At 64.8% G+C, this 17,073-nt stretch carries 18 protein-coding genes, 2 tRNA genes and 1 pseudogene; 15 read left to right on the top strand and 6 right to left on the bottom strand.

The genetic code is table 11. From position 1 onward, the window contains the following. The first annotated feature begins 187 nt into the window (after window positions 1–187). The 5 genes from BLU88_RS07730 (at window position 188) to BLU88_RS07710 (ending at window position 3,436) form a co-directional block, all read left to right on the top strand. Window positions 188–1,837 carry a hypothetical protein gene (locus BLU88_RS07730; RefSeq protein ID WP_092012073.1) on the top strand — a complete coding sequence of 550 codons (1,650 nt, stop codon included), beginning with the start codon at window positions 188–190 and terminating at the stop codon, window positions 1,835–1,837. A 154-nt stretch (window positions 1,838–1,991) separates the two neighbouring features. Further along, entirely contained in the window at window positions 1,992–2,465 is a 474-nt protein-coding gene (locus BLU88_RS07725) for an ASCH domain-containing protein (RefSeq protein ID WP_197678208.1), read from the top strand. A gap of 96 nt (window positions 2,466–2,561) precedes the next feature. Then, window positions 2,562–2,846, top strand: coding sequence for a DUF3618 domain-containing protein (locus BLU88_RS07720; protein ID WP_092012070.1), 285 nt, complete (start codon window positions 2,562–2,564; stop codon window positions 2,844–2,846). Further along, a complete protein-coding gene (locus BLU88_RS07715; protein ID WP_092012067.1) occupies window positions 2,839–3,159 on the top strand; it encodes a GroES family chaperonin in 321 nt (106 codons plus the stop codon). Before BLU88_RS07720 ends, BLU88_RS07715 begins: the two co-directional genes overlap by 8 nt. 204 nt (window positions 3,160–3,363) lie before the next feature. Then, window positions 3,364–3,436, top strand: a tRNA-Lys gene (locus BLU88_RS07710). Between the two features lie 225 nt (window positions 3,437–3,661). On the opposite strand, the gene BLU88_RS07705 is transcribed toward BLU88_RS07710, so the two are convergent. Together BLU88_RS07705 and BLU88_RS18620 are read right to left on the bottom strand one after the other, a co-directional pair. Further along, on the bottom strand, window positions 3,662–4,141 hold the full coding sequence (locus BLU88_RS07705) for a GntR family transcriptional regulator (protein WP_231939674.1): 480 nt from the start codon (window positions 4,139–4,141) through the stop codon (window positions 3,662–3,664). 62 nt (window positions 4,142–4,203) lie between these two features. After that, window positions 4,204–4,299 (bottom strand): annotated as a pseudogene (locus BLU88_RS18620) (GntR family transcriptional regulator); the annotation flags it as partial. A 206-nt stretch (window positions 4,300–4,505) separates the two neighbouring features. Here BLU88_RS18620 and BLU88_RS07700 point away from each other — a divergent pair. From BLU88_RS07700 to BLU88_RS07665, 8 genes are all read left to right on the top strand, one after another. Then, window positions 4,506–5,810, top strand: a complete 1,305-nt coding sequence (locus tag BLU88_RS07700; protein ID WP_092012064.1) for an NRAMP family divalent metal transporter — start codon at window positions 4,506–4,508, stop codon at window positions 5,808–5,810. Beyond that, a complete protein-coding gene (locus BLU88_RS07695; protein ID WP_231939673.1) occupies window positions 5,807–6,598 on the top strand; it encodes a LamB/YcsF family protein in 792 nt (263 codons plus the stop codon). Before BLU88_RS07700 ends, BLU88_RS07695 begins: the two co-directional genes overlap by 4 nt. Then, window positions 6,595–7,410 (top strand): putative hydro-lyase, encoded by an 816-nt coding sequence (locus BLU88_RS07690; RefSeq protein ID WP_092012061.1) that lies wholly within the window; start codon window positions 6,595–6,597, stop codon window positions 7,408–7,410. The genes BLU88_RS07695 and BLU88_RS07690 overlap by 4 nt, the downstream gene beginning before the upstream one ends. Then, on the top strand, window positions 7,407–9,086 hold the full coding sequence (locus BLU88_RS07685) for a 5-oxoprolinase subunit B/C family protein (protein WP_092012058.1): 1,680 nt from the start codon (window positions 7,407–7,409) through the stop codon (window positions 9,084–9,086). Before BLU88_RS07690 ends, BLU88_RS07685 begins: the two co-directional genes overlap by 4 nt. Before the next feature lie 3 nt (window positions 9,087–9,089). After that, window positions 9,090–10,856 carry an ATP-binding protein gene (locus tag BLU88_RS07680; protein WP_092012054.1) on the top strand — a complete coding sequence of 589 codons (1,767 nt, stop codon included), beginning with the start codon at window positions 9,090–9,092 and terminating at the stop codon, window positions 10,854–10,856. A 139-nt stretch (window positions 10,857–10,995) separates the two neighbouring features. Further along, window positions 10,996–11,469 (top strand): thioredoxin-dependent thiol peroxidase, encoded by a 474-nt coding sequence (gene bcp / locus BLU88_RS07675; RefSeq protein ID WP_092012051.1) that lies wholly within the window; start codon window positions 10,996–10,998, stop codon window positions 11,467–11,469. A gap of 142 nt (window positions 11,470–11,611) precedes the next feature. Then, window positions 11,612–11,696: transfer RNA gene (locus BLU88_RS07670), tRNA-Leu, on the top strand. A gap of 204 nt (window positions 11,697–11,900) precedes the next feature. Then, window positions 11,901–12,365, top strand: coding sequence for a GNAT family N-acetyltransferase (locus BLU88_RS07665; protein WP_092012049.1), 465 nt, complete (start codon window positions 11,901–11,903; stop codon window positions 12,363–12,365). Between the two features lie 67 nt (window positions 12,366–12,432). On the opposite strand, the gene BLU88_RS07660 is transcribed toward BLU88_RS07665, so the two are convergent. Next, window positions 12,433–12,849: a MerR family transcriptional regulator gene (locus tag BLU88_RS07660; protein WP_197678207.1), complete on the bottom strand. Its 417-nt coding sequence runs from the start codon at window positions 12,847–12,849 to the stop codon at window positions 12,433–12,435. A 262-nt stretch (window positions 12,850–13,111) separates the two neighbouring features. Here BLU88_RS07660 and BLU88_RS07655 point away from each other — a divergent pair, with 262 nt between their 5' ends. Next, the gene (locus tag BLU88_RS07655; RefSeq protein WP_231939672.1) at window positions 13,112–13,432 is read left to right on the top strand and encodes an anthrone oxygenase family protein; all 321 of its coding nucleotides are present in this window, start codon (window positions 13,112–13,114) and stop codon (window positions 13,430–13,432) included. A 74-nt stretch (window positions 13,433–13,506) separates the two neighbouring features. Here the strand turns inward: BLU88_RS07655 and BLU88_RS07650 are convergent, their stop codons facing one another. Genes BLU88_RS07650 through BLU88_RS07640 form a run of 3 tightly spaced genes read right to left on the bottom strand, consistent with a single transcriptional unit; the run spans window position 13,507 to window position 15,106 of the window. Beyond that, window positions 13,507–14,136 (bottom strand): maleylpyruvate isomerase family mycothiol-dependent enzyme, encoded by a 630-nt coding sequence (locus BLU88_RS07650; protein ID WP_092012045.1) that lies wholly within the window; start codon window positions 14,134–14,136, stop codon window positions 13,507–13,509. Beyond that, window positions 14,133–14,654, bottom strand: coding sequence for an ASCH domain-containing protein (locus BLU88_RS07645; RefSeq protein ID WP_092012043.1), 522 nt, complete (start codon window positions 14,652–14,654; stop codon window positions 14,133–14,135). The genes BLU88_RS07650 and BLU88_RS07645 overlap by 4 nt, the downstream gene beginning before the upstream one ends. Continuing rightward, window positions 14,651–15,106: a TetR/AcrR family transcriptional regulator C-terminal domain-containing protein gene (locus BLU88_RS07640; protein ID WP_231939671.1), complete on the bottom strand. Its 456-nt coding sequence runs from the start codon at window positions 15,104–15,106 to the stop codon at window positions 14,651–14,653. The genes BLU88_RS07645 and BLU88_RS07640 overlap by 4 nt, the downstream gene beginning before the upstream one ends. Before the next feature lie 308 nt (window positions 15,107–15,414). Between BLU88_RS07640 and BLU88_RS07635 the strand changes: the two genes are divergently transcribed. After that, window positions 15,415–17,061: an amidohydrolase gene (locus BLU88_RS07635; RefSeq protein WP_197678206.1), complete on the top strand. Its 1,647-nt coding sequence runs from the start codon at window positions 15,415–15,417 to the stop codon at window positions 17,059–17,061. Window positions 17,062–17,073 lie beyond the last annotated feature (12 nt).

Here is a 17,073-nt window from a genome sequence, read left to right as displayed (position 1 = left end):
CCTGCAAGGGTCGCTGGTCACTGATCGTCGATTCCGGATGGCCGACCTGTCATGGATGCCGCGCCACAGCGAAACACGCCAACGGCTTTAACACATCTGGTCGAGACATTAAGATAGTGCCCGATGTGTCTGAACGTCATGTCCCCTTGACCCAACGAAGTCGGAATCCCCACCGCGAAGGAACGTAGTGCCAGTCTCACACAGGTTCAGCCGCAGAGCCGCCGCAATCGGCGCCGCGCTTGCCCTGGCAGCACTACCGATCTCGGCGACGTTCACTCCTGCAATCGCCCAGCCGAGCCCCACTCCCACGGCCGAAGCCAGTTCGAACGCCGACGCCGAGGCTTCAGCGGGGGCCGATGCCGCCTCCGGCGATAACGCTGATTCGACAGCGGACGGCTCGGACGGCGCCGAGGCGGATACGAACAGCGGTGACGACGGCGTGACCGAAGTCGAGGCTGGAGCCGACGGCAGCACTGATCCGGACCCTGAAGAAGATGGTGCTTGCGCGGAATCGGAGCAAGGGCCTTCGCTTCCCGGAAGCGATCAACCCTGCGAGATCGAGAATGATCTGAAAGCGACCTGGGACCCTGACACACAGGAGCTTTCAGTCGCGCCCAACAATGACAAGCCCGGAAGCTTGCCGAAGAGCTGGGAGAATGTGGAGTTCGACGGGCCGACGGATCGCGGCATGGTCCGAATCCCCGCCCAAGACGCATCGGGTGACAATACCGCAGGCTCAGCCAGCAACGATTCGGACACTGACGACAGCGGCCGATCCGTGGCTGAGGCAACCACGCAGGCCGACGCGCCTACTCGATTCGAGTTCGGCTCTGACGGCAAGATCCGGGCGGCAGGCGAAGACAAGGCGATGAAGTTCAAGGGTTTCGGGACTGACGGCCCCTACCCCAAGTGGACGTTCAAGGTCGACAATGGACAGATCGTCGCCAAAGGTGAACAGTACTCAGAAAATGATGACGGGGCCGGGGCTTCCTCCGACCCGGACGGCACCGCTTCAGCTGGTTCAGAGGCTGGCGCCGACGGCGGGACGACAGATAGCGATCCCAATGCAGCGGCGGACGGGTCCACCTCATCCGACGGCTCCACCAGCGACACCAGCACTGACAGCGACGGTGACAAATCTGGCACCTCGGACGGCGTCACGACCGCTGACGGCTCCACGAGCGACAGCGAGGCCAGCGGTTCCAGCGCTGACGGGTCGTCCTCGGACAGCGATACTTCTGACGACAGCTCCAACTCGACCGATGGCGGCACCTCTTCGGATTCGGGGTCGAAGGACCGCGCAAATACTTCGGGGGACAAGGACTCCGACGGCAAGGATTCCGACGCTGACACCGGTTCAGGCTCCGACGGCTCTCGCAGCAGCGATTCCGACAGCTCGGGCTCCGACTCGGATTCCGGCAAGGACGATGAGAAGGACTCTGACGGTTCCGGCACATCGGTCGGCACTTCCGACGCCGACGGCACCATTCCTGATCCGTCGACCGGCAATGGCTCCCCCGACGACGAATGCGAGACCATTCCCGGCACCGCAGGTGACGAATGGCTGCCCGACGATGAGGAGAACGGCGAACGCCCTGACTATTCGGACCCGGTGCCTCGCAACCCTGACGAGCAGACCCCCAAAGACGACACAGATCTCATCACTGGCGGCGACAAGCCTTCCCCGCGGGCCAATCAGAATCCGGCGACCTCGTTCGGCGAATCCATCATCTCCACGATCGTCAGCTCCTGGCCCATCTTCGTCCTCGCCGCCTCCGGAATGGCTGCGGTCGGGTTTATCATCTACCTCATGGGACGCCGCGGAAAACAGGACTGAGGTCGAATGGACCTCTTCGACTCCGAGCTGCGCGTGATCGCCGCCGCCGAGGAGCTCGCGCGGTCTCGGCGCCGATGAGAACCACACCGTCGCCGCGGCCGCGAATGCCGGCCCACTGGTCACGATCGTCGCGGTCGGCGACCAGGGCCGCGGAGTGCTGACTCCGTGCGGACGCTGCTGTCAGGTCATCCTCGATCTCCATCCCGATGCGCTCGTCATCGTTCCCGACAGCACCACGGGCAAGCCGTCGATTGCCCCGATTCCCGCGCTGCTCCCCCACTCCTACCGACATCCGGATTCTGCACCCACACGACTGCTGAGGCTCCACGCTCGCTACTTCGACGCGGTCGTCGACGGGACGAAGACGCTGACGGTGCGGTGGAACGAAAGCCACCGCACGGGTCCGGCTCTGGCGTACTTCGAAAACACCGAGCATGACCGCCTCCCCGTGGAAGTCACCTCGGTGATGGTGAAACGACTCGACGAACTTGAGTCCGAGGATCTCGACCTCACCCGCCCAAGTGGACTCGACCGATATATCGCCAATCTCCGCGGCCATTACCCGACCATGCCGGCAGACGCGAACGTCGAGATCGTAAGATTCCGTCGAACCGCGCCCGATATCTGACACTCGCAATGCCCAGCCGCTAAGCTGGACAGCGAAGCACTGTGACACAAGGTCACAGACGCAGCAAAGCATTCTCGACCGGGAGGACTCGACCCGATGACTGACAACGTCTACACCTCAGATGTGACCGTCGACCAGGCGACAACCGCACAGCTCGCGGAGTCGATCCGCCTGCGCGAGGAGCGCATCGCCGAGAACATCGACGAACTCGTCGGCCGCATCCACCCGAAGGTGCTGGCGACTCGCGCCGTCAACAAGGCGAAGTCCCAGGTCGTCGAGGAAGACGGCTCTCCCAAACCCGAGATCATCGCGCTCGGCGCAGGTGCCGTCCTCGGTGTGGCCGCCCTCGTCGTCGGACTCTCCGGTCGCAAGCGTGGCTGATGCCGCACTTCCGATCCGGATGCTCCATGACCGGATCCTGCTCGAATCCAGCGCGGAAGCCGGGGAACGCAAATCCTCGGCGGGCATCGTCATTCCCGCCACCGCCAGCATGGGCAGACGCCTCGTATGGGGCAAGGTCGTAGCGGCGGGTCCGCATGTACGGCAGGCCAACCTCGGCGATACCGTTCTCTACGATCCCGAGGAACTCGCCGAGGTGGAGCTCGAGGGGCGCGCGTATGTGCTGCTGCGTGAGCGCGACGTCCACGCGATCTCCGAACCGGCCGAACAGTCGAGTTCCGGAATGTATCTGTGAGTTCCTGCCCGGCGTCGAGGACTGGATCGGCGAGCTGGCTGAACTCTTAATCAGTGGGTTCCGGGTCGCAAGGTCCGCTGAGACAGGGAGTCTGACCTGGGGCTTGCGACCTTCATCACAAAAACGAATATGGGCCGATCTCGGTTTGCATGATCGCCGAACACCTGAGTAATATTAATTCTCGTTGCACAGCGTGTGCGGCAAGCACCTCTAGCTCAATTGGCAGAGCAACTGACTCTTAATCAGTGGGTTCCGGGTTCAAGTCCCGGGGGGTGCACAGCACAGAGAGAACCGCTTCTGACTTCGGTCGGAAGCGGTTCTTTCGCGTTCACCCCTCCCAGCCCACCGTTTCGGCTCACCCTGCTCTGAGGTGATCAGGTTCCTCCATGTGCTATCCAGAACAGGGTGTACCAATTCGTCAGGTTGCCCCTTCGCAGGCACCGTCCGACTCGAAGTGGGCTGCCAGCGGATTCGGTTCCGGGCCCGGCTCAGGCTGCACCGCTCAGTCCTGGCCGGCGCGGGCGTAGGCGCCGAGCACCTGGCGTTCGGAATCTCCGAGGTAGGCGCCGAGGAGCGTCGCCGCGGCCGCCGGACCGTCCGTACGGTAGATCTCGATGACCTCCTGGTTGCGGCCGATGAACGGCGCATGGAGGAAATCGAGGACCTCGACTTTAAGGAATGCCAGTCGCAGCTCGGCGAGCACATTGGAGAACGACTGCATCAGCCGCCTGCTGTCCGAGAGCGAGACGACGGCGTTGTGGAACTCCATATTCGCCGTTCCGACCTCCAGCCAGTTCTCCTCAGCCGCGAACTTCTCGGCTGCATCGACGGCCGCCTCCATCCGGACTGCGTTCGGATGATTGCGTGGTGCGTGTTCGAGCACCGAGCACTCGACATGATGACGCACCCGGTAGATGTCGACGACATCGGCCGTGCTCGGTGACGCCACAGAGACGCCTCGGTGCGGGATGTGGGTGACCAAGCCCTGCTCCCGAGGACCCGAAAGGCCTCGCGCAGAGTATTGCGCGAGACATCGAATTCCTTCGCCAGCGCGGTTTCGGACAGCCGTTCACCGGGGCGCAGCTCTCCGGCGATGAGTCGGTCAGTGAGCCTGTTGACCAGGGACGAATCGTGATTCACCTCTCCATCCTACTGAACCGAAACGCCGGACTCCCATCCGTCCGTCCACAATCCGCCGAAGGAAAATGTGACCCCCGTCTATCTTTGTTCAACAATGAGTGCTAGATTGTTTACCACTTCACGTGTGCCAGGACACAGACATCGCTGTCCTCACCCATCGGCACTCGCGAAGGAACCACTGACCATCCAGACAGTCGGAGACTCCCATGTCACACGCACCGGAATCCCAACCGCCGGAATCCGCCTCATCGGACGCGACCGCGTCGGGGCTCGGCAACGCCACGAGTGAGATCGGCTCCAAGATCAGCCGCAGCGCAATCATCGGTGCCATCTTCCTCATGGCCACCTCGGCGATCGGTCCGGGCTTCATCACCCAGACCGCCACGTTCACGGCGCAGATGGGTGCGGCCTTCGCCTTCGCGATCTTCGCGTCGATCCTCATCGACATCGCCATCCAGCTCAATATCTGGCGGATGGTGACCTCCTCGGGCAAACGCGCGGCCCAACTGGCCTCCTCGGCGGTACCGGGATCGGGCATCCTGCTGTCCATCCTCATCGTCGTCGGCGGCCTGGCCTTCAACATCGGCAATATCGCCGGCGGCGGGCTCGGTCTCAACGCTCTGCTCGGCATCGACCCGAAGCTCGGCGGACTGCTCACCGGAGTGCTCGCGATCGGCATCTTCCTGTTCAAACGCGCCGGAAAAGTCGTCGACGCCGTCGTCCTCGTCCTCGGCGTCGGGATGATCATCCTCACCTGCATCGTCGCCATCGTCTCGAACCCGCCGGTCGGTGAGGCGCTCAGACAGTCGATCGCGCCCGACACCATCAACTTCGCCACCGTGACCACGATCGTCGGCGGCACCGTCGGCGGCTACATCACCTACTCGGGCGCCCACCGCTACCTCGACTCGGGCAAGACCGGCCCGGAGAATGCCGGTTCGGTCATGCGCTCGGCGCTGTCGGGCATCGTCGTCACCGGTGTCATGCGCTACGTCCTCTTCCTCGCCATCCTCGGCGTCGTCGCCTCCGGCGTCGCCCTCGACCTCGACTCGAGTGTGGCCAACCCGGCTGGTCAGGCCTTCGCCTCCGTCCTCGGCGATGCGGGAATGCGCATCTTCGGCGCCATCTTCTGGGCCGCGGCACTGAGCTCTGTCATCGGCGCCGCCTACACTTCGGCGACGTTCCTCTCGGCGTTTTCCAAGCGCCTCGAAGGCGGTTGGCCGCTGCAACTGGCGACTGTGGCCTTCATCGTCATCTCACTCGTCGTCTACCTCGTCCTCGGCACGGCGCCTGCCACCCTGCTCGTCTTCGTCGGCGGCTTCAACGGCCTCATCCTGCCGATCGGTCTGACGATCTTCATGTACATCGGCTGGTTCAGACCCCGCCTGCTGCGCACTGACTCGTACCCGAAGTGGTTGCTCATCATCGGCACCGCAGCAACACTGGTCACGTGGTACACGGCCACACAGTCCATCGGCCCCATCTTCGCCATGATCGGAATCGGAGGGTGACATTGTCTGTCAACAGCGAACTGAGAATCGACCTCAACTCTGACCTCGGGGAGAACGTGCCCGACCGCATCGTCAGCGACGATGCGGCCATGCTCGGCCTCGTCACCAGCGCCAACGTCTCCTGCGGATTCCACGCCGGCAATCCCGAGGGCATCCGCACCACCGTCGACGCCGCTACGCAGGGCGGCGTCGTCATCGGAGCACACCCCGGATACGACGACTACGAGGGCTTCGGCCGTCGCGCCCTCGACGTGCCCGCCGCCACCTTGCAGGCCCAGGTCGAATACCAGATCGGTGCGCTCATCGGCCTGACCACGGCCATCGGCGGATCCGTCGCCTACGTCAAACCCCACGGCGGTCTCTACAACGCGATCGTCCACGATGAGTCGCAGGCGAAGGTCGTCGTCGACGCAGTCAAGGCCATAGACGACTCTCTTGTCTTCCTCGGACTCGCCGGCAGCGTAGCCAACCGCGTCGCCGCAGAAGCCGGACTGACCGTCGCCGCCGAGGCCTTCGCCGATCGGTCCTACAACCCAGACGGCTCCCTGGTCTCCCGGTCGGAGCCGAACGCGGTCCTCCACGACCCCGAAGCCGTGGCCGCCCGCGTCCTGCGCCTCGTCCGGACCGGGCAGGTCGAAGCCGTCGACGGCAGCCTCGTCGACGTCGACGCGCAGTCCATCTGCTTCCACGGCGACAGCCAGGGATCCATCGACATGGCCCGGGCGGCCCGTGACCTCCTCGAATCCGAAGGCGTCACGATCGCCGCCTTCGCCGGAGCCGAACGATGAGCGCTGCCACCCCCAGCACCGCTGCCATGGCCACGATGCGGGCTGCGGGTGCGGAAGCGCGCGCACGCATCCGGGCAGGATTCGACGGACCCACCTCGGGGATGGCTCCCGGTCTCGTCCAGGCGAACCTCATCTCCGTGCCAGCAGACTGGGCCTTCGACGTCCTCCTGTTCACTCAGCGCAACCCGAAGCCGTGCCCGGTCGTCGACGTCCTCGAACCCGGACAGCTGGCCTCCGCGCTGGCGCCGGGCAGCGATATCCGCACCGACATCCCCGGCTACCGGATCTGGGAGAACGGCGCCCTGGCCGACGAGGTCACCGATGCCACCGCGGCGTGGGAGGCTCACCCGGATCTCGTGTCCTTCCTCATCGGCTGCTCTTTCACCTTCGAGAACGGACTGACCGAGGCGGGCATCCCGATCCGCCACCAGGCAGCCGGTCGCAACGTGCCGATGTACCGCACGTCGACGGCTTGCCGTCCAGCCGGTCGGATCAGTGGGGACATGGTCGTGTCCATGCGTTCGATTCCGGCCGCCCAGGTCGCCGAGGCGGTGCGCATCACCGATCGCTTCCCCGCCGTCCACGGGGCCCCGATCCACATCGGCGAACCCTCCCAGATCGGCATCGACGACCTCTCCACCCCTGACTTCGGTGACGCCCCGGTCATCGAAGACGGCGACATTCCCGTGTTCTGGGCGTGCGGAGTCACCCCACAGGCAGCCATCCAAGCTTCGGGGATTCCCTTCGCGATCACGCACTCACCCGGGAAGATGTTCATCACCGACGAACCGGAAGACAGCTACCGCCAATGACCTCGACACCGCAGGCCGACTCCCTGACCTTCCACACCGCCTCCAAGCGCCACCTCCTCGTCGAATGCGGCAACCTCACCGCGACGATGGCCCTGCACCACAGCCTCGAAGCCGCTGATCTGCTCGGCGTCACCGAGCTCATCCCGGCCGCCCGCACGGTGCTCATCAGCTTCGATCCCGCACGCACGAGCGCCGGGGTCCTCGCCGAGGCGGTCCGCGGGCTCGGGCACACCGAGTCGGTTTCGGATACGGCTCGGGAGGTCACGATCGATGTCCGCTACGACGGCGACGACCTTGCCGAGGTGGCCGACCTCCTCTCCGTCTCCCCCGCCGAGGTGGTCAACCGCCACCAGGCCGCGACCTGGCAGGTCGCGTTCGCCGGGTTCGCTCCCGGCTTCGGGTACCTTGCCGGTGATGACGAACTCTTCGCCGTTCCCCGTCGCTCCTCCCCGCGCACACGCGTGCCCGTGGGCTCGGTGGCGCTGGCCGGTGAGTTCACCGGCGTCTACCCGCGCTCCTCCCCCGGCGGCTGGCAGCTCATCGGACGCACCGATGCGCAGCTGTGGGATCTCGACCGACAGCCCCCGGCCCTGTTCGTACCCGGCACGATCGTGAAGTTCACCGAGGCGGAGCGGGAGATCGTGGACCTTGCGGGCTCCAGCGCGGGGCCGGATTCGTCTGATGCATCCGGTTCCCTGAGCGCTGCGGACGCAGCAGCCTCCCATTCCCTCGAGGTGCTGCGTCCCGGGCTGCAGCTGCTAGTCCAAGATCTCGGTCGGCCCGGTTTCGCCTCGATGGGCGTCTCTGCCGCCGGCGCCGCCGACCGCACCGCGTTGATCGCTGCAAACCGTCTCGTCGGCAATGCCGAGTCCGCTGCCGGGCTGGAGAGCTTCGGCGGTGGAGTCCTCCTGCGCTCGGCAGGTGACGGCGTCGCCGCCGTCACCGGTGCCACGGGAACGATCACCGTGACCGCTGCCGATGGCACGGTTCTCACGCCCCGCCTCGGCGAGGCCTTTGCCCTGTCCGACGGGGACGAAATCGACCTCGGAACCTCACAGCGCGGAGTCCGCCGCTACGTGGCAATCCGTGGTGGCATCGACGTCGAAACGGCCCTGGACAGCAGCTCCGCCGACACCCTGGCCGGGCTCGGTCCGGCCGCTGTCGTTAAGGGCACCACGGTCAGTGTGCACGATCCGCGGACGGCGACCCACCTCGTCGATCCCACTCCCACGGGGCCGAGGGTCCTTCCGCAGGCGGGTGAGACGGTGACGCTCACGGTGACCCTGGGACCACGCGAGGACTGGTTCACCGAAGCCGGCATCGACACCCTGCTGTCACAGGAGTGGACGGTCACCCACGAATCGGACAGGGTCGGCCTGCGCCTGTCCGGTGAGGTTCCGCTCGAACGTGCCCGGACCGGGGAGCTGCCCAGCGAAGGCGCGGTCACCGGTGCCCTGCAGGTTCCGCCGAACGGTCAGCCGGTGCTCTTCGGCCCCGACCATCCGCTCACCGGCGGCTACCCGATCATCGCCAGCGTCGATGATCTCGACCTCGCCGCGCAGCTGCCTCCGGGCGTGAAGCTGCGCTTCACCACCTCTGCGCAACCGACGACGGCCCACCCGGCCGAGGCACCCCGCCTGGCCCAGGCGCCCCGCACCAACGACAACGAAGGCTGAACAATGTCGAGAATCCTCATCGCCAATCGCGGCGAGATCGCCGTCCGCATCATCCGCGCCTGCGCTCAGCACGGGCACACCTCGGTGGCTGTCTACGCCGATCAGGATGCCGACGCCATGCATGCCAGGCTCGCCGACGAATCATTCGCCCTGCCCGGAACCTCGGCCGCCGACACGTATCTCAACATCGATTCGATCCTCGCCGCAGCGAAATCTGCCGGCGCCGATGCCATCCACCCCGGCTACGGATTCCTGTCGGAGAATGCCGACTTCGCCGCCGCTGTCGAAGCCGCCGGTCTCATCTGGATCGGCCCGAAAGCGGAGACGATCACGGCCCTCGGCGACAAGGTCACGGCCCGCCAGCTCGCGCAGAAGGTCGGCGCGCCCCTGGCACCGGGCATCGACCGCCCCCTGGAGAACGCGGCCGAGGTCGAGTCCTTCGCCGCCGAGGCGGGGCTGCCGATCATCATCAAGGCCGCCCACGGCGGCGGCGGACGCGGAATGAAGATCGTCCACGAGCTGACCGAGGTGGCCGGGGCCTTCGAGTCGGCGACTCGTGAGGCCGTCGAGGCCTTCGGCCGGCCCGAATGCTTCGTCGAGAAGTACCTCGAGCGTCCCCGCCATATCGAGGTCCAGGTCGTCGGCGACGGTCAAGGCCGGGTCGTGGCCGTCGGTGACCGCGACTGCTCCGCCCAGCGACGCAATCAGAAGCTCATCGAGGAAGCACCCGCCCCGGGCCTGACGGATGCGCAGCGCGAGCACCTGCACCGCTCGGCAGAGGCGATCTGCGCCGAGGTGGACTACCGCGGTGCCGGCACCGTCGAATTCCTGCTCGCCGCCGACGGAACCATGACGTTCCTCGAAGTCAACACCCGCCTGCAGGTCGAGCATCCCGTCACTGAGGTGACCTCCGGGGTCGATCTCGTCGCCGAACAGTTCCGCATCGCCTTCGGCCAGGGACTGTCCCTGGAATCGACCCCGCGACCGGTCGGTCATGCCATCGAGCTGCGCATCAACGCCGAAGATCCCGGCCGGGGCTTCCTGCCGACTCCGGGCCGCATCGAGGTTCTCGACGTGCCAGGCGGCCTCGGCGTGCGCTGGGATTCCGGAGTGCGTGCCGGTGACACCGTGCAGCCGGCCTTCGATTCCCTCTTCGCGAAGCTCATCGTTCATGGGCCCGACCGTGGGCAGGCGATCGCCCGCACCGTGACCGCGGCGAAGGAACTCAACGTCGAAGGCCCGGCCACTGTGGTGCCGTGCTCTCTGGCGATCCTTCGTGATGAGGCCTTCACCGGCCTCGGTGTCGCAGGTGTCGACGGCATCCACACTCAGTGGATCGAAGCCGAGCTGCTGCCCCGCTTCGAGACTCAGGAGCGCCCGGCACCGGTGGCCGACGGTCAGATGCAGCGCATGTCGATCGAGGTCGACGGAAAGCTCACTACCATCGGTCTGCCCGCCGGTCTGCTCGCAGCCCTCGGTTCGGCCGGTGAGACCGAGCCGGTCACCGGGCCGGGCGGTGACGGCGGCGGGGCCGGAAACAGTGGAGTCGCCTCGGCTAGCACCGGGGATGTCACCGCACCCGTGCCGGGCAGCCTCGTGGACTACCTCGTCGATGACGGCGCGCAGGTGGCAGCCGGTGACGAAGTCGCAGTTCTGTCGGCGATGAAGATGGAGACCCGGGTCGAAGCGCCTGCCGACGGGACGCTGCGGCAGATGGCAGCCCTCGGCGACGTGGTGACGGTCGGGCAGGCCATCGCGCGGGTCGATTGAGCCGACGGGCCGCCTCGGCGAGAGGATCGGCCGAAGTGGTTGTGCGCATCGGTCGAGGCATCGAGCTCGGCAACGGAATAGAGTGGTGGTCAGCAACGGTTGTCCATCACGGAGACCACCCCAATCAGGAGGAGCATTCATGTCACGTCTGTCGGTCGGCGACACCGCCCCGGAATTCACCCTCGTCAACCAGGACGGGAAGTCCGTCAGCCTCAGCGATTTCCGAGGCCAGCGGGTCGTCGTGTACTTCTACCCCGCCGCCATGACCCCGGGCTGCACGACCGAGGCCTGCGATTTCCGCGACTCGCTGTCGGCCCTCAAGGCCGCCGGGATCGCCGTCGTCGGCATCTCCCCGGACAAGCCGGAGAAGCTCAAGCAGTTCATCGAGAAGGAAGGTCTCAACTTCGACCTGCTCTCCGATGAGGACAAGACGATGATGACCGAATGGGGCGCCTTCGGCGAGAAGAAGAACTACGGCAAGGTCGTCCAGGGCGTCATCCGCTCGACCGTCGTCGTCGATGCCGAGGGCAAGGTCGAACTCGCCCAGTACAACGTCAAGGCCACCGGGCACGTCGCCCGCGTGCGCAAGGAACTGGGCATCGACGCTGCCTGAGCCGTCAGCGGCTTCGCCGCGCTGCCCAGGCAGCGCGGACGGCGCGGTAGTGGCCTGAGCATCGGGGCGGTCCGAGTTTTCAACAACTCGGGCCGCCCCTGCTAATCTTGAGGGCGGCGCGTCCGCTGTTGCGGTCGCCTCGGCGCGAGTGGCGGAATTGGTAGACGCGCTGGATTTAGGTTCCAGTGTCTGCGGACGTGGGGGTTCAAGTCCCCCCTCGCGTACCACGGTCCCCGGTGCGGTAGTCGACAGGCTTCCGCACCGGGGACTGTCCGTCTCTGGGGCGCAGGAGACATCTCACCAGAAAAGATGCACGCCACACCACGTTTCGTACATCCGCGACCACAGCCGGTTCCTCACATCTGTACGCGAACAGACGCGGAGAACGTAGTGTGGTCATTGGTGTATCGAACCTACTGAGAGGACTGCCGATGACGACGTTCCCGGCCCCGACGATCCGCTCCGCCGCGCCCGCAGACGAGGCCCGGTGGAAGGAGCTCTTCCGCGCCTACCGAGAGTTCTACCGACTGGAGCCGTCCGAGGAGGTCGTCTCTCGCGTGTGGTCGTGGATCACCGATCCCGACCATGAGGTGCAGAGCCTCGTCGCCGAGGTGGACGGACGGATCGTCGCCATCGCAGACTTCCGCCGGTTCGCCCGCCCTTCGACCGGGTCGACGGGAATCTGGCTCGATGATCTGTTCACCGACCCGGAGGGGCGCGGATCAGGCGCGGGCCGCGCTCTCATCTCCCGATTACAGATCATCGCAGCCGAGGAAGGCCTGTCCGTGGTCCGGTGGATCACGGCGTCCGACAATGAACAGGCTCAGTTGCTCTACGAGAAGGTCGCAGCACGGACGAACTGGGTCACCTACGATGCGAAGCCTGAAGAGGGGTGAGTGCGGCTGGTCCGGGAGAAGGCGGCAGAGCGAGGCCGAGTGATCGCCAGGACGGAGCTGTGCCCCGTCAGCCTTCTTCCGAAAGAGTGAGTTCCTGCGCGAAGTGCTGCTGCGCGAGCAGGACCAGTGCCTCGAGCAGGGGCCCGCGCAGCACGACTCCGCGGATCCGGTCCTCCATACTGCCGGCATCGGCGGCGTCGTCACCGTCGGCCTCGCCGATGAGCGCATCCTGGGTAACGCCCATCGCTTCAAACTCCGAGGCCTGTCTGTCCATCGCGTCGACGACGGCTCGCACTTTCGCCAAGCGCAGTCCGGCCACAGTCGTCAATGCACGGATGAGGCGCAGCCGCTCGAGATGAGTCTGGTCATAGACGGCCAGATTCACACTCGTCCGACGGCCCGGCCGCAGCAGGCCTTCTCGCAGGTAGCACTGGATGGTCGGCACGCTCAGCTCAGAGCGACGGGACAGTTCCGCCATCCTCATCGCCGGTTGCTCCACCGACTACGGCATCGTCATTTCCTCCCTGCCCTGTCTGCACAGTTCCATGGTTGATCTTGATCCGCCCTCACAGATACCTCAACTATCTATTATGGATAGTAAGACTACCTATCAAGAGCAGAGACCATCGATGTCTTCGCATTGGCCGCCGTCCTTGTCACCGGCTTCGGCGATTCCGCGGAGTTCGGGTCGCCCCACCCTGGTCCATCCGGTGATCCGTCGACTGAAGCCTAATGATCGGCTCATCATGGAGAAGGGCCTTCTGAAGACGTTCGGTCGAGCGATGCCGATCGGGATGACAGCGGCAACCGTTCTGGCCACCATCATCGCGATCGCCGACCCGAACGCGTGGCTGGTTTCGACTGCTGTCAGCCTCGGCGTTGCTCTGGTCGTGACGATCGCCGGGAATGTCCCGATCAATTCTCGAACGGGACGGATCACCGAGGATGCCGCCCCCGAGGGATTCATCGCCATGCGCAGGCGCTGGGACGTCTTCCAGGTCGTGCGCGCCTCGCTGCAGCTGCTCGGATTCGTCCTAGTCGCGGTCGGAGTCGTCGGACTCGGCTGAGCACCCGTCAACGTTCATCTCGCCATCAGGGGGTGTTCCGGCACGCTCGTCGCAGTACTCCGACCGCTGAAATTTCAGCCGATCCTTCGCCGGAGCTCGGGGACTCCGCTCCCGGTCAGATCCGCCAATGCCTCCGGTCGGCCTGCCATGGCCATGACGAGGTCGAGGACTCGACCGATCACCTCCGGCCCGCGTCCGGATTCGAAATCTGCGTCGATGGCACTGAGTTTCAACTCTTTGACCAGGGTCTTCGAGTTCACAGCGAAGTCCTTGACGGCGAAGTATCGCGCCACCTCGACGGTCGCCTCGTCGCTTGGAACCAGGTCGAGCTCCAGTGGTCGTGCGATGTCCTGACCGTGGACGATGACTTCACCGAGGAAGGCCGGGAAGTCCTTGGTCGGAGCGATAGTCAGTGAGATTGCGTTGCGGAAATTCGCAAGGGTCTCCCCCGGTGAGGCACCGAGGCGGCGCTCGAGCAGTCGCGCGTTGTGTTTGGCAGGGTCGAATCCAGCTCGGATGATGCTGCGGATCCAGGCCCACTTTCCGGTGGTGGCCGCGGCTGCCAGGTGGGAGACGACCTGCTCGACCGACCATTCTGCGCACAGTGTGGTGTGCGCCCACTGCTCGGGTTCGAGGGTTGTCAGCCGATCGGCCAGGCGTGTGCGCTCGGCATGGATGAGGTCCCAGTATTCGGTTTCGTTCATGCGTTCTCCCCGCGTGAGTCATCGCCGGATTCACTCTCGGGTGCTTCGCCGTGGGCCCCGAAGATCAGCCGGAAACGTTCGCACACGACCGGCATCTGGGGCGAGAATCCTCGCCTCCCGTATTCGGTCCAGAAGCGCTCATGGATCTCGCGCCACGCAGCCAGAGTTCGGTCACCTTCGCCTTCCGAACGGGCATGATCGGCGGTCACCTCCGAGAACGGGACGATGTCGATCGCTGTGGTTTCGATGAGGGCACTCGGCCGGCTGCGGCCGTCGAGGATGATGCTCAGCTCTCCCGCCTCGGGGACGGGCTCACCGTCGGCTTCGATGTCCCACAGCGCCGAGGCGGTGCCCGTCTTCGTCCCATCCAGAACGAGGGCGAGGAGTTCATCCGCATGTTCAGTAGTCGCACCGAAGGCCCACGCTTCAGGAATCGACTCCGGGAGGGCGGGGTTCCAACTGCGGGCCCGATACCAGTAGGAGCTGAGCGCACCACTGAGCCTCTTCGACTGACTCATGACAGGGCCTCGAGCTGGTGCTTCAAACCCTGGATCAAGCTTGTCAGCCCAAACTCGAATGAAGCCGCCGCTGACGAGTTCGCGTCGAATCGCGGGTCCAGCGCGCCCTGAACCTCCGCAAATCCGTCTCCGGCCGATTCCTGAGTGATGAGATCGCCGGGAGCGACGATGTCCAGAGCAGAACCGAGGACAAAGGCTTCGACGGACCGCATCACCGCCACAGTCTGGCCTTGCGGCCATCCGCCTCGGCGAAGCCCACCGATCACGGCGTCGTACATTTCATAGGTTGAGAGGTCTCGAATGGAAGTCGTCGCCAGCAGCCGGATGAGGTTCGGGTGGCCGGCAAAGGCCCTGAGATAGGATCGGGCCCACAATTCGAGTGCCCTGTCCCACGACACGTTCTCCGGCGACTCCTCGGGGCGAGAGAATACTCGAACGTCGATATCGGCCACAATCCGTGCGCGCATCAATTCGATGAGTTCGCCTCGACCGGAAACATGGTTGTACAGCGAGGACACCTGACGGTCGACACGAGCCGCCAGAGTTCGCATCGACAATGCTTCTTCGCCATCGTCATCGACAAGCGCGAGCGCAGCATCGACCAATCGATCCTGATTCAGTTTCACGGAACACCCGCTCTCAATTTCGCTCTTCCCTCCGCCTTTCGAGCAGTGTATCGTGTTCCCAGTCACACACGAACACTGTTCGTATCAGCGCCGGTGCGCCCGGCCACAGACCTGGAAGCAGGAGGACGCCAGCTTTGACGACACAGCATTTCCACAACGGCACAATCTGGCTGGGGGCAAGCGCCGAACCCGCGGACTCCCTTGTGGTGCGAGACGGCGTTGTCGTTGCCACCGATTCACTCGCTGTGTCTTCCGAGCTCGCCCGCATTACGAACCAGGACGATGCGGCCTTCGAGTCCATTGACCTCGAGGGCAGGTTTCTCATGCCGTCTTTCGGCGACGGCCATGCCCATCCGATCTTCGGCGGATTGGAAGCTGAAGGACCGCAGGTGAGGTCGTGCACGAGCATCGAAGAGATTATCGCCGAAGTGAAACGGTACGCCGAGGCTCATCCCGACGACGATTGGATCACGGGCGCATCTTATGACGGAAGCCTGGCGAGCGACGGCCTCTTCGACGCCGAATGGCTCGACAGAGCAGTACCCGACCGACCAGTGGTCCTTCGCGCCTGGGACTACCACACGGTATGGTGCAACTCGCGAGCATTGGAGTTGGCGGGGATCACAGCGGAGACCCCGGAACCGCAGATCGGCGAAATACCGCGCAGAGACAACGGCTCCCCGCTTGGGACTCTGCGCGAATGGGGTGCCGTAGATCTGATCGAAGCAGTTCGCTCGCCACTCCACGAATCCACCCGGCTACGCGCTCTCGATCGGGCCGCCGAGTACTACCTCGCGCGAGGCGTCACCTGGGTCCAAGACGCCTGGGTGGAGCCGGCCGACGTTGAAACCTATGTATCCGCCTCTCAGCAGAATCGGCTCAAGCTGCGATTCAATCTCGCGTTCTACGCCGATCCCCGCCGCGTCACGCAACAGCTGCCCGAAATGCTCGCTGCGCGCCAACGGATCGACGACCTTTCGGATCCGTTCCTGACCGCTCAGACCGTGAAGTTCTTCGCCGACGGAGTCATCGAAAACGAAACCGGTTCGCTCATCGAGCCCTACTGCACGTCTCTGCACAATCACGGCATGCAAGTCTGGGAAGGAGATTCGCTGGCAGAAGCAGTTCGTATGGTCGACTCGGCAGGGTTTCAAATCCACATCCATGCGATCGGCGACGCAGCCGTTCGTCAGGCGTTGGACGCCATCGAATACACCGTCCAGAAGAACGGAGTCCATGACCGGCGGCCGGTGATCGCGCATGCCCAGATCATCGACTCCGCAGACTTGTCCCGATTTGCCGAACTTGGTGTCATCGCGAACATGCAGCCCCTGTGGGCTCAGCTCGATGACCTCATGACTGTACTGACCGTCCCCCGGATCGGCAGTGAACGCGCCCTGGCGCAATATCGGATGCGCAGCGTCCTCGACAGCGGCGGGCACCTCTCGTTCGGCTCGGACTGGCCCTGCACTTCGGGGACGCCGGTCAAAGGACTCGCCGTTGCCGTGAGCAGGCAGAACAACGAGGGTGAGCCCGATGGCGGATGGACCCCCGAAGAGATTCTCGACGTCGAACGCTCCCTCGATGCGTACACGGCAACGGTTGCCTACCAAGCATTTGCCGAGAATGGATCTGAAGCATGGGGCGCGATCCGGCCAGGAGCGAGCGCCGATTTCATCGTCCTTGACAGGGATCCTCGAACACTGCCTCCGCAGGAACTGTCTGCCACTCCTGTTCGCCGCACCTACCTGCGTGGCGTGGCCGTTCATTCAGCGGACTGAAACGAAAGGACA

The sequence above is a fragment of the Brevibacterium siliguriense genome (genome assembly GCF_900105315.1).
GTDB classification, from domain to species: domain Bacteria; phylum Actinomycetota; class Actinomycetes; order Actinomycetales; family Brevibacteriaceae; genus Brevibacterium; species Brevibacterium siliguriense.
This window is presented reverse-complemented; position numbering and strand designations above follow the sequence as displayed.

What these genes read in the sequence shown, in the direction of transcription:
- BLU88_RS07655 (WP_231939672.1), top strand. Translation starts at nt 13,112, where the DNA reads ATGGAGAAGGGCCTTCTGAAGACGTTCGGTCGAGCGATGCCGATCGGG.
- bcp (WP_092012051.1), top strand. Translation starts at nt 10,996, where the DNA reads ATGTCACGTCTGTCGGTCGGCGACACCGCCCCGGAATTCACCCTCGTC.
- BLU88_RS07680 (WP_092012054.1), top strand. Translation starts at nt 9,090, where the DNA reads ATGTCGAGAATCCTCATCGCCAATCGCGGCGAGATCGCCGTCCGCATC.
- BLU88_RS07685 (WP_092012058.1), top strand. Translation starts at nt 7,407, where the DNA reads ATGACCTCGACACCGCAGGCCGACTCCCTGACCTTCCACACCGCCTCC.
- BLU88_RS07720 (WP_092012070.1), top strand. Translation starts at nt 2,562, where the DNA reads ATGACTGACAACGTCTACACCTCAGATGTGACCGTCGACCAGGCGACA.
- BLU88_RS07665 (WP_092012049.1), top strand. Translation starts at nt 11,901, where the DNA reads ATGACGACGTTCCCGGCCCCGACGATCCGCTCCGCCGCGCCCGCAGAC.
- BLU88_RS07690 (WP_092012061.1), top strand. Translation starts at nt 6,595, where the DNA reads ATGAGCGCTGCCACCCCCAGCACCGCTGCCATGGCCACGATGCGGGCT.
- BLU88_RS07650 (WP_092012045.1), bottom strand. Translation starts at nt 14,136, where the DNA reads ATGAACGAAACCGAATACTGGGACCTCATCCATGCCGAGCGCACACGC.
- BLU88_RS07660 (WP_197678207.1), bottom strand. Translation starts at nt 12,849, where the DNA reads ATGAGGATGGCGGAACTGTCCCGTCGCTCTGAGCTGAGCGTGCCGACC.
- BLU88_RS07645 (WP_092012043.1), bottom strand. Translation starts at nt 14,654, where the DNA reads ATGAGTCAGTCGAAGAGGCTCAGTGGTGCGCTCAGCTCCTACTGGTAT.
- BLU88_RS07700 (WP_092012064.1), top strand. Translation starts at nt 4,506, where the DNA reads ATGTCACACGCACCGGAATCCCAACCGCCGGAATCCGCCTCATCGGAC.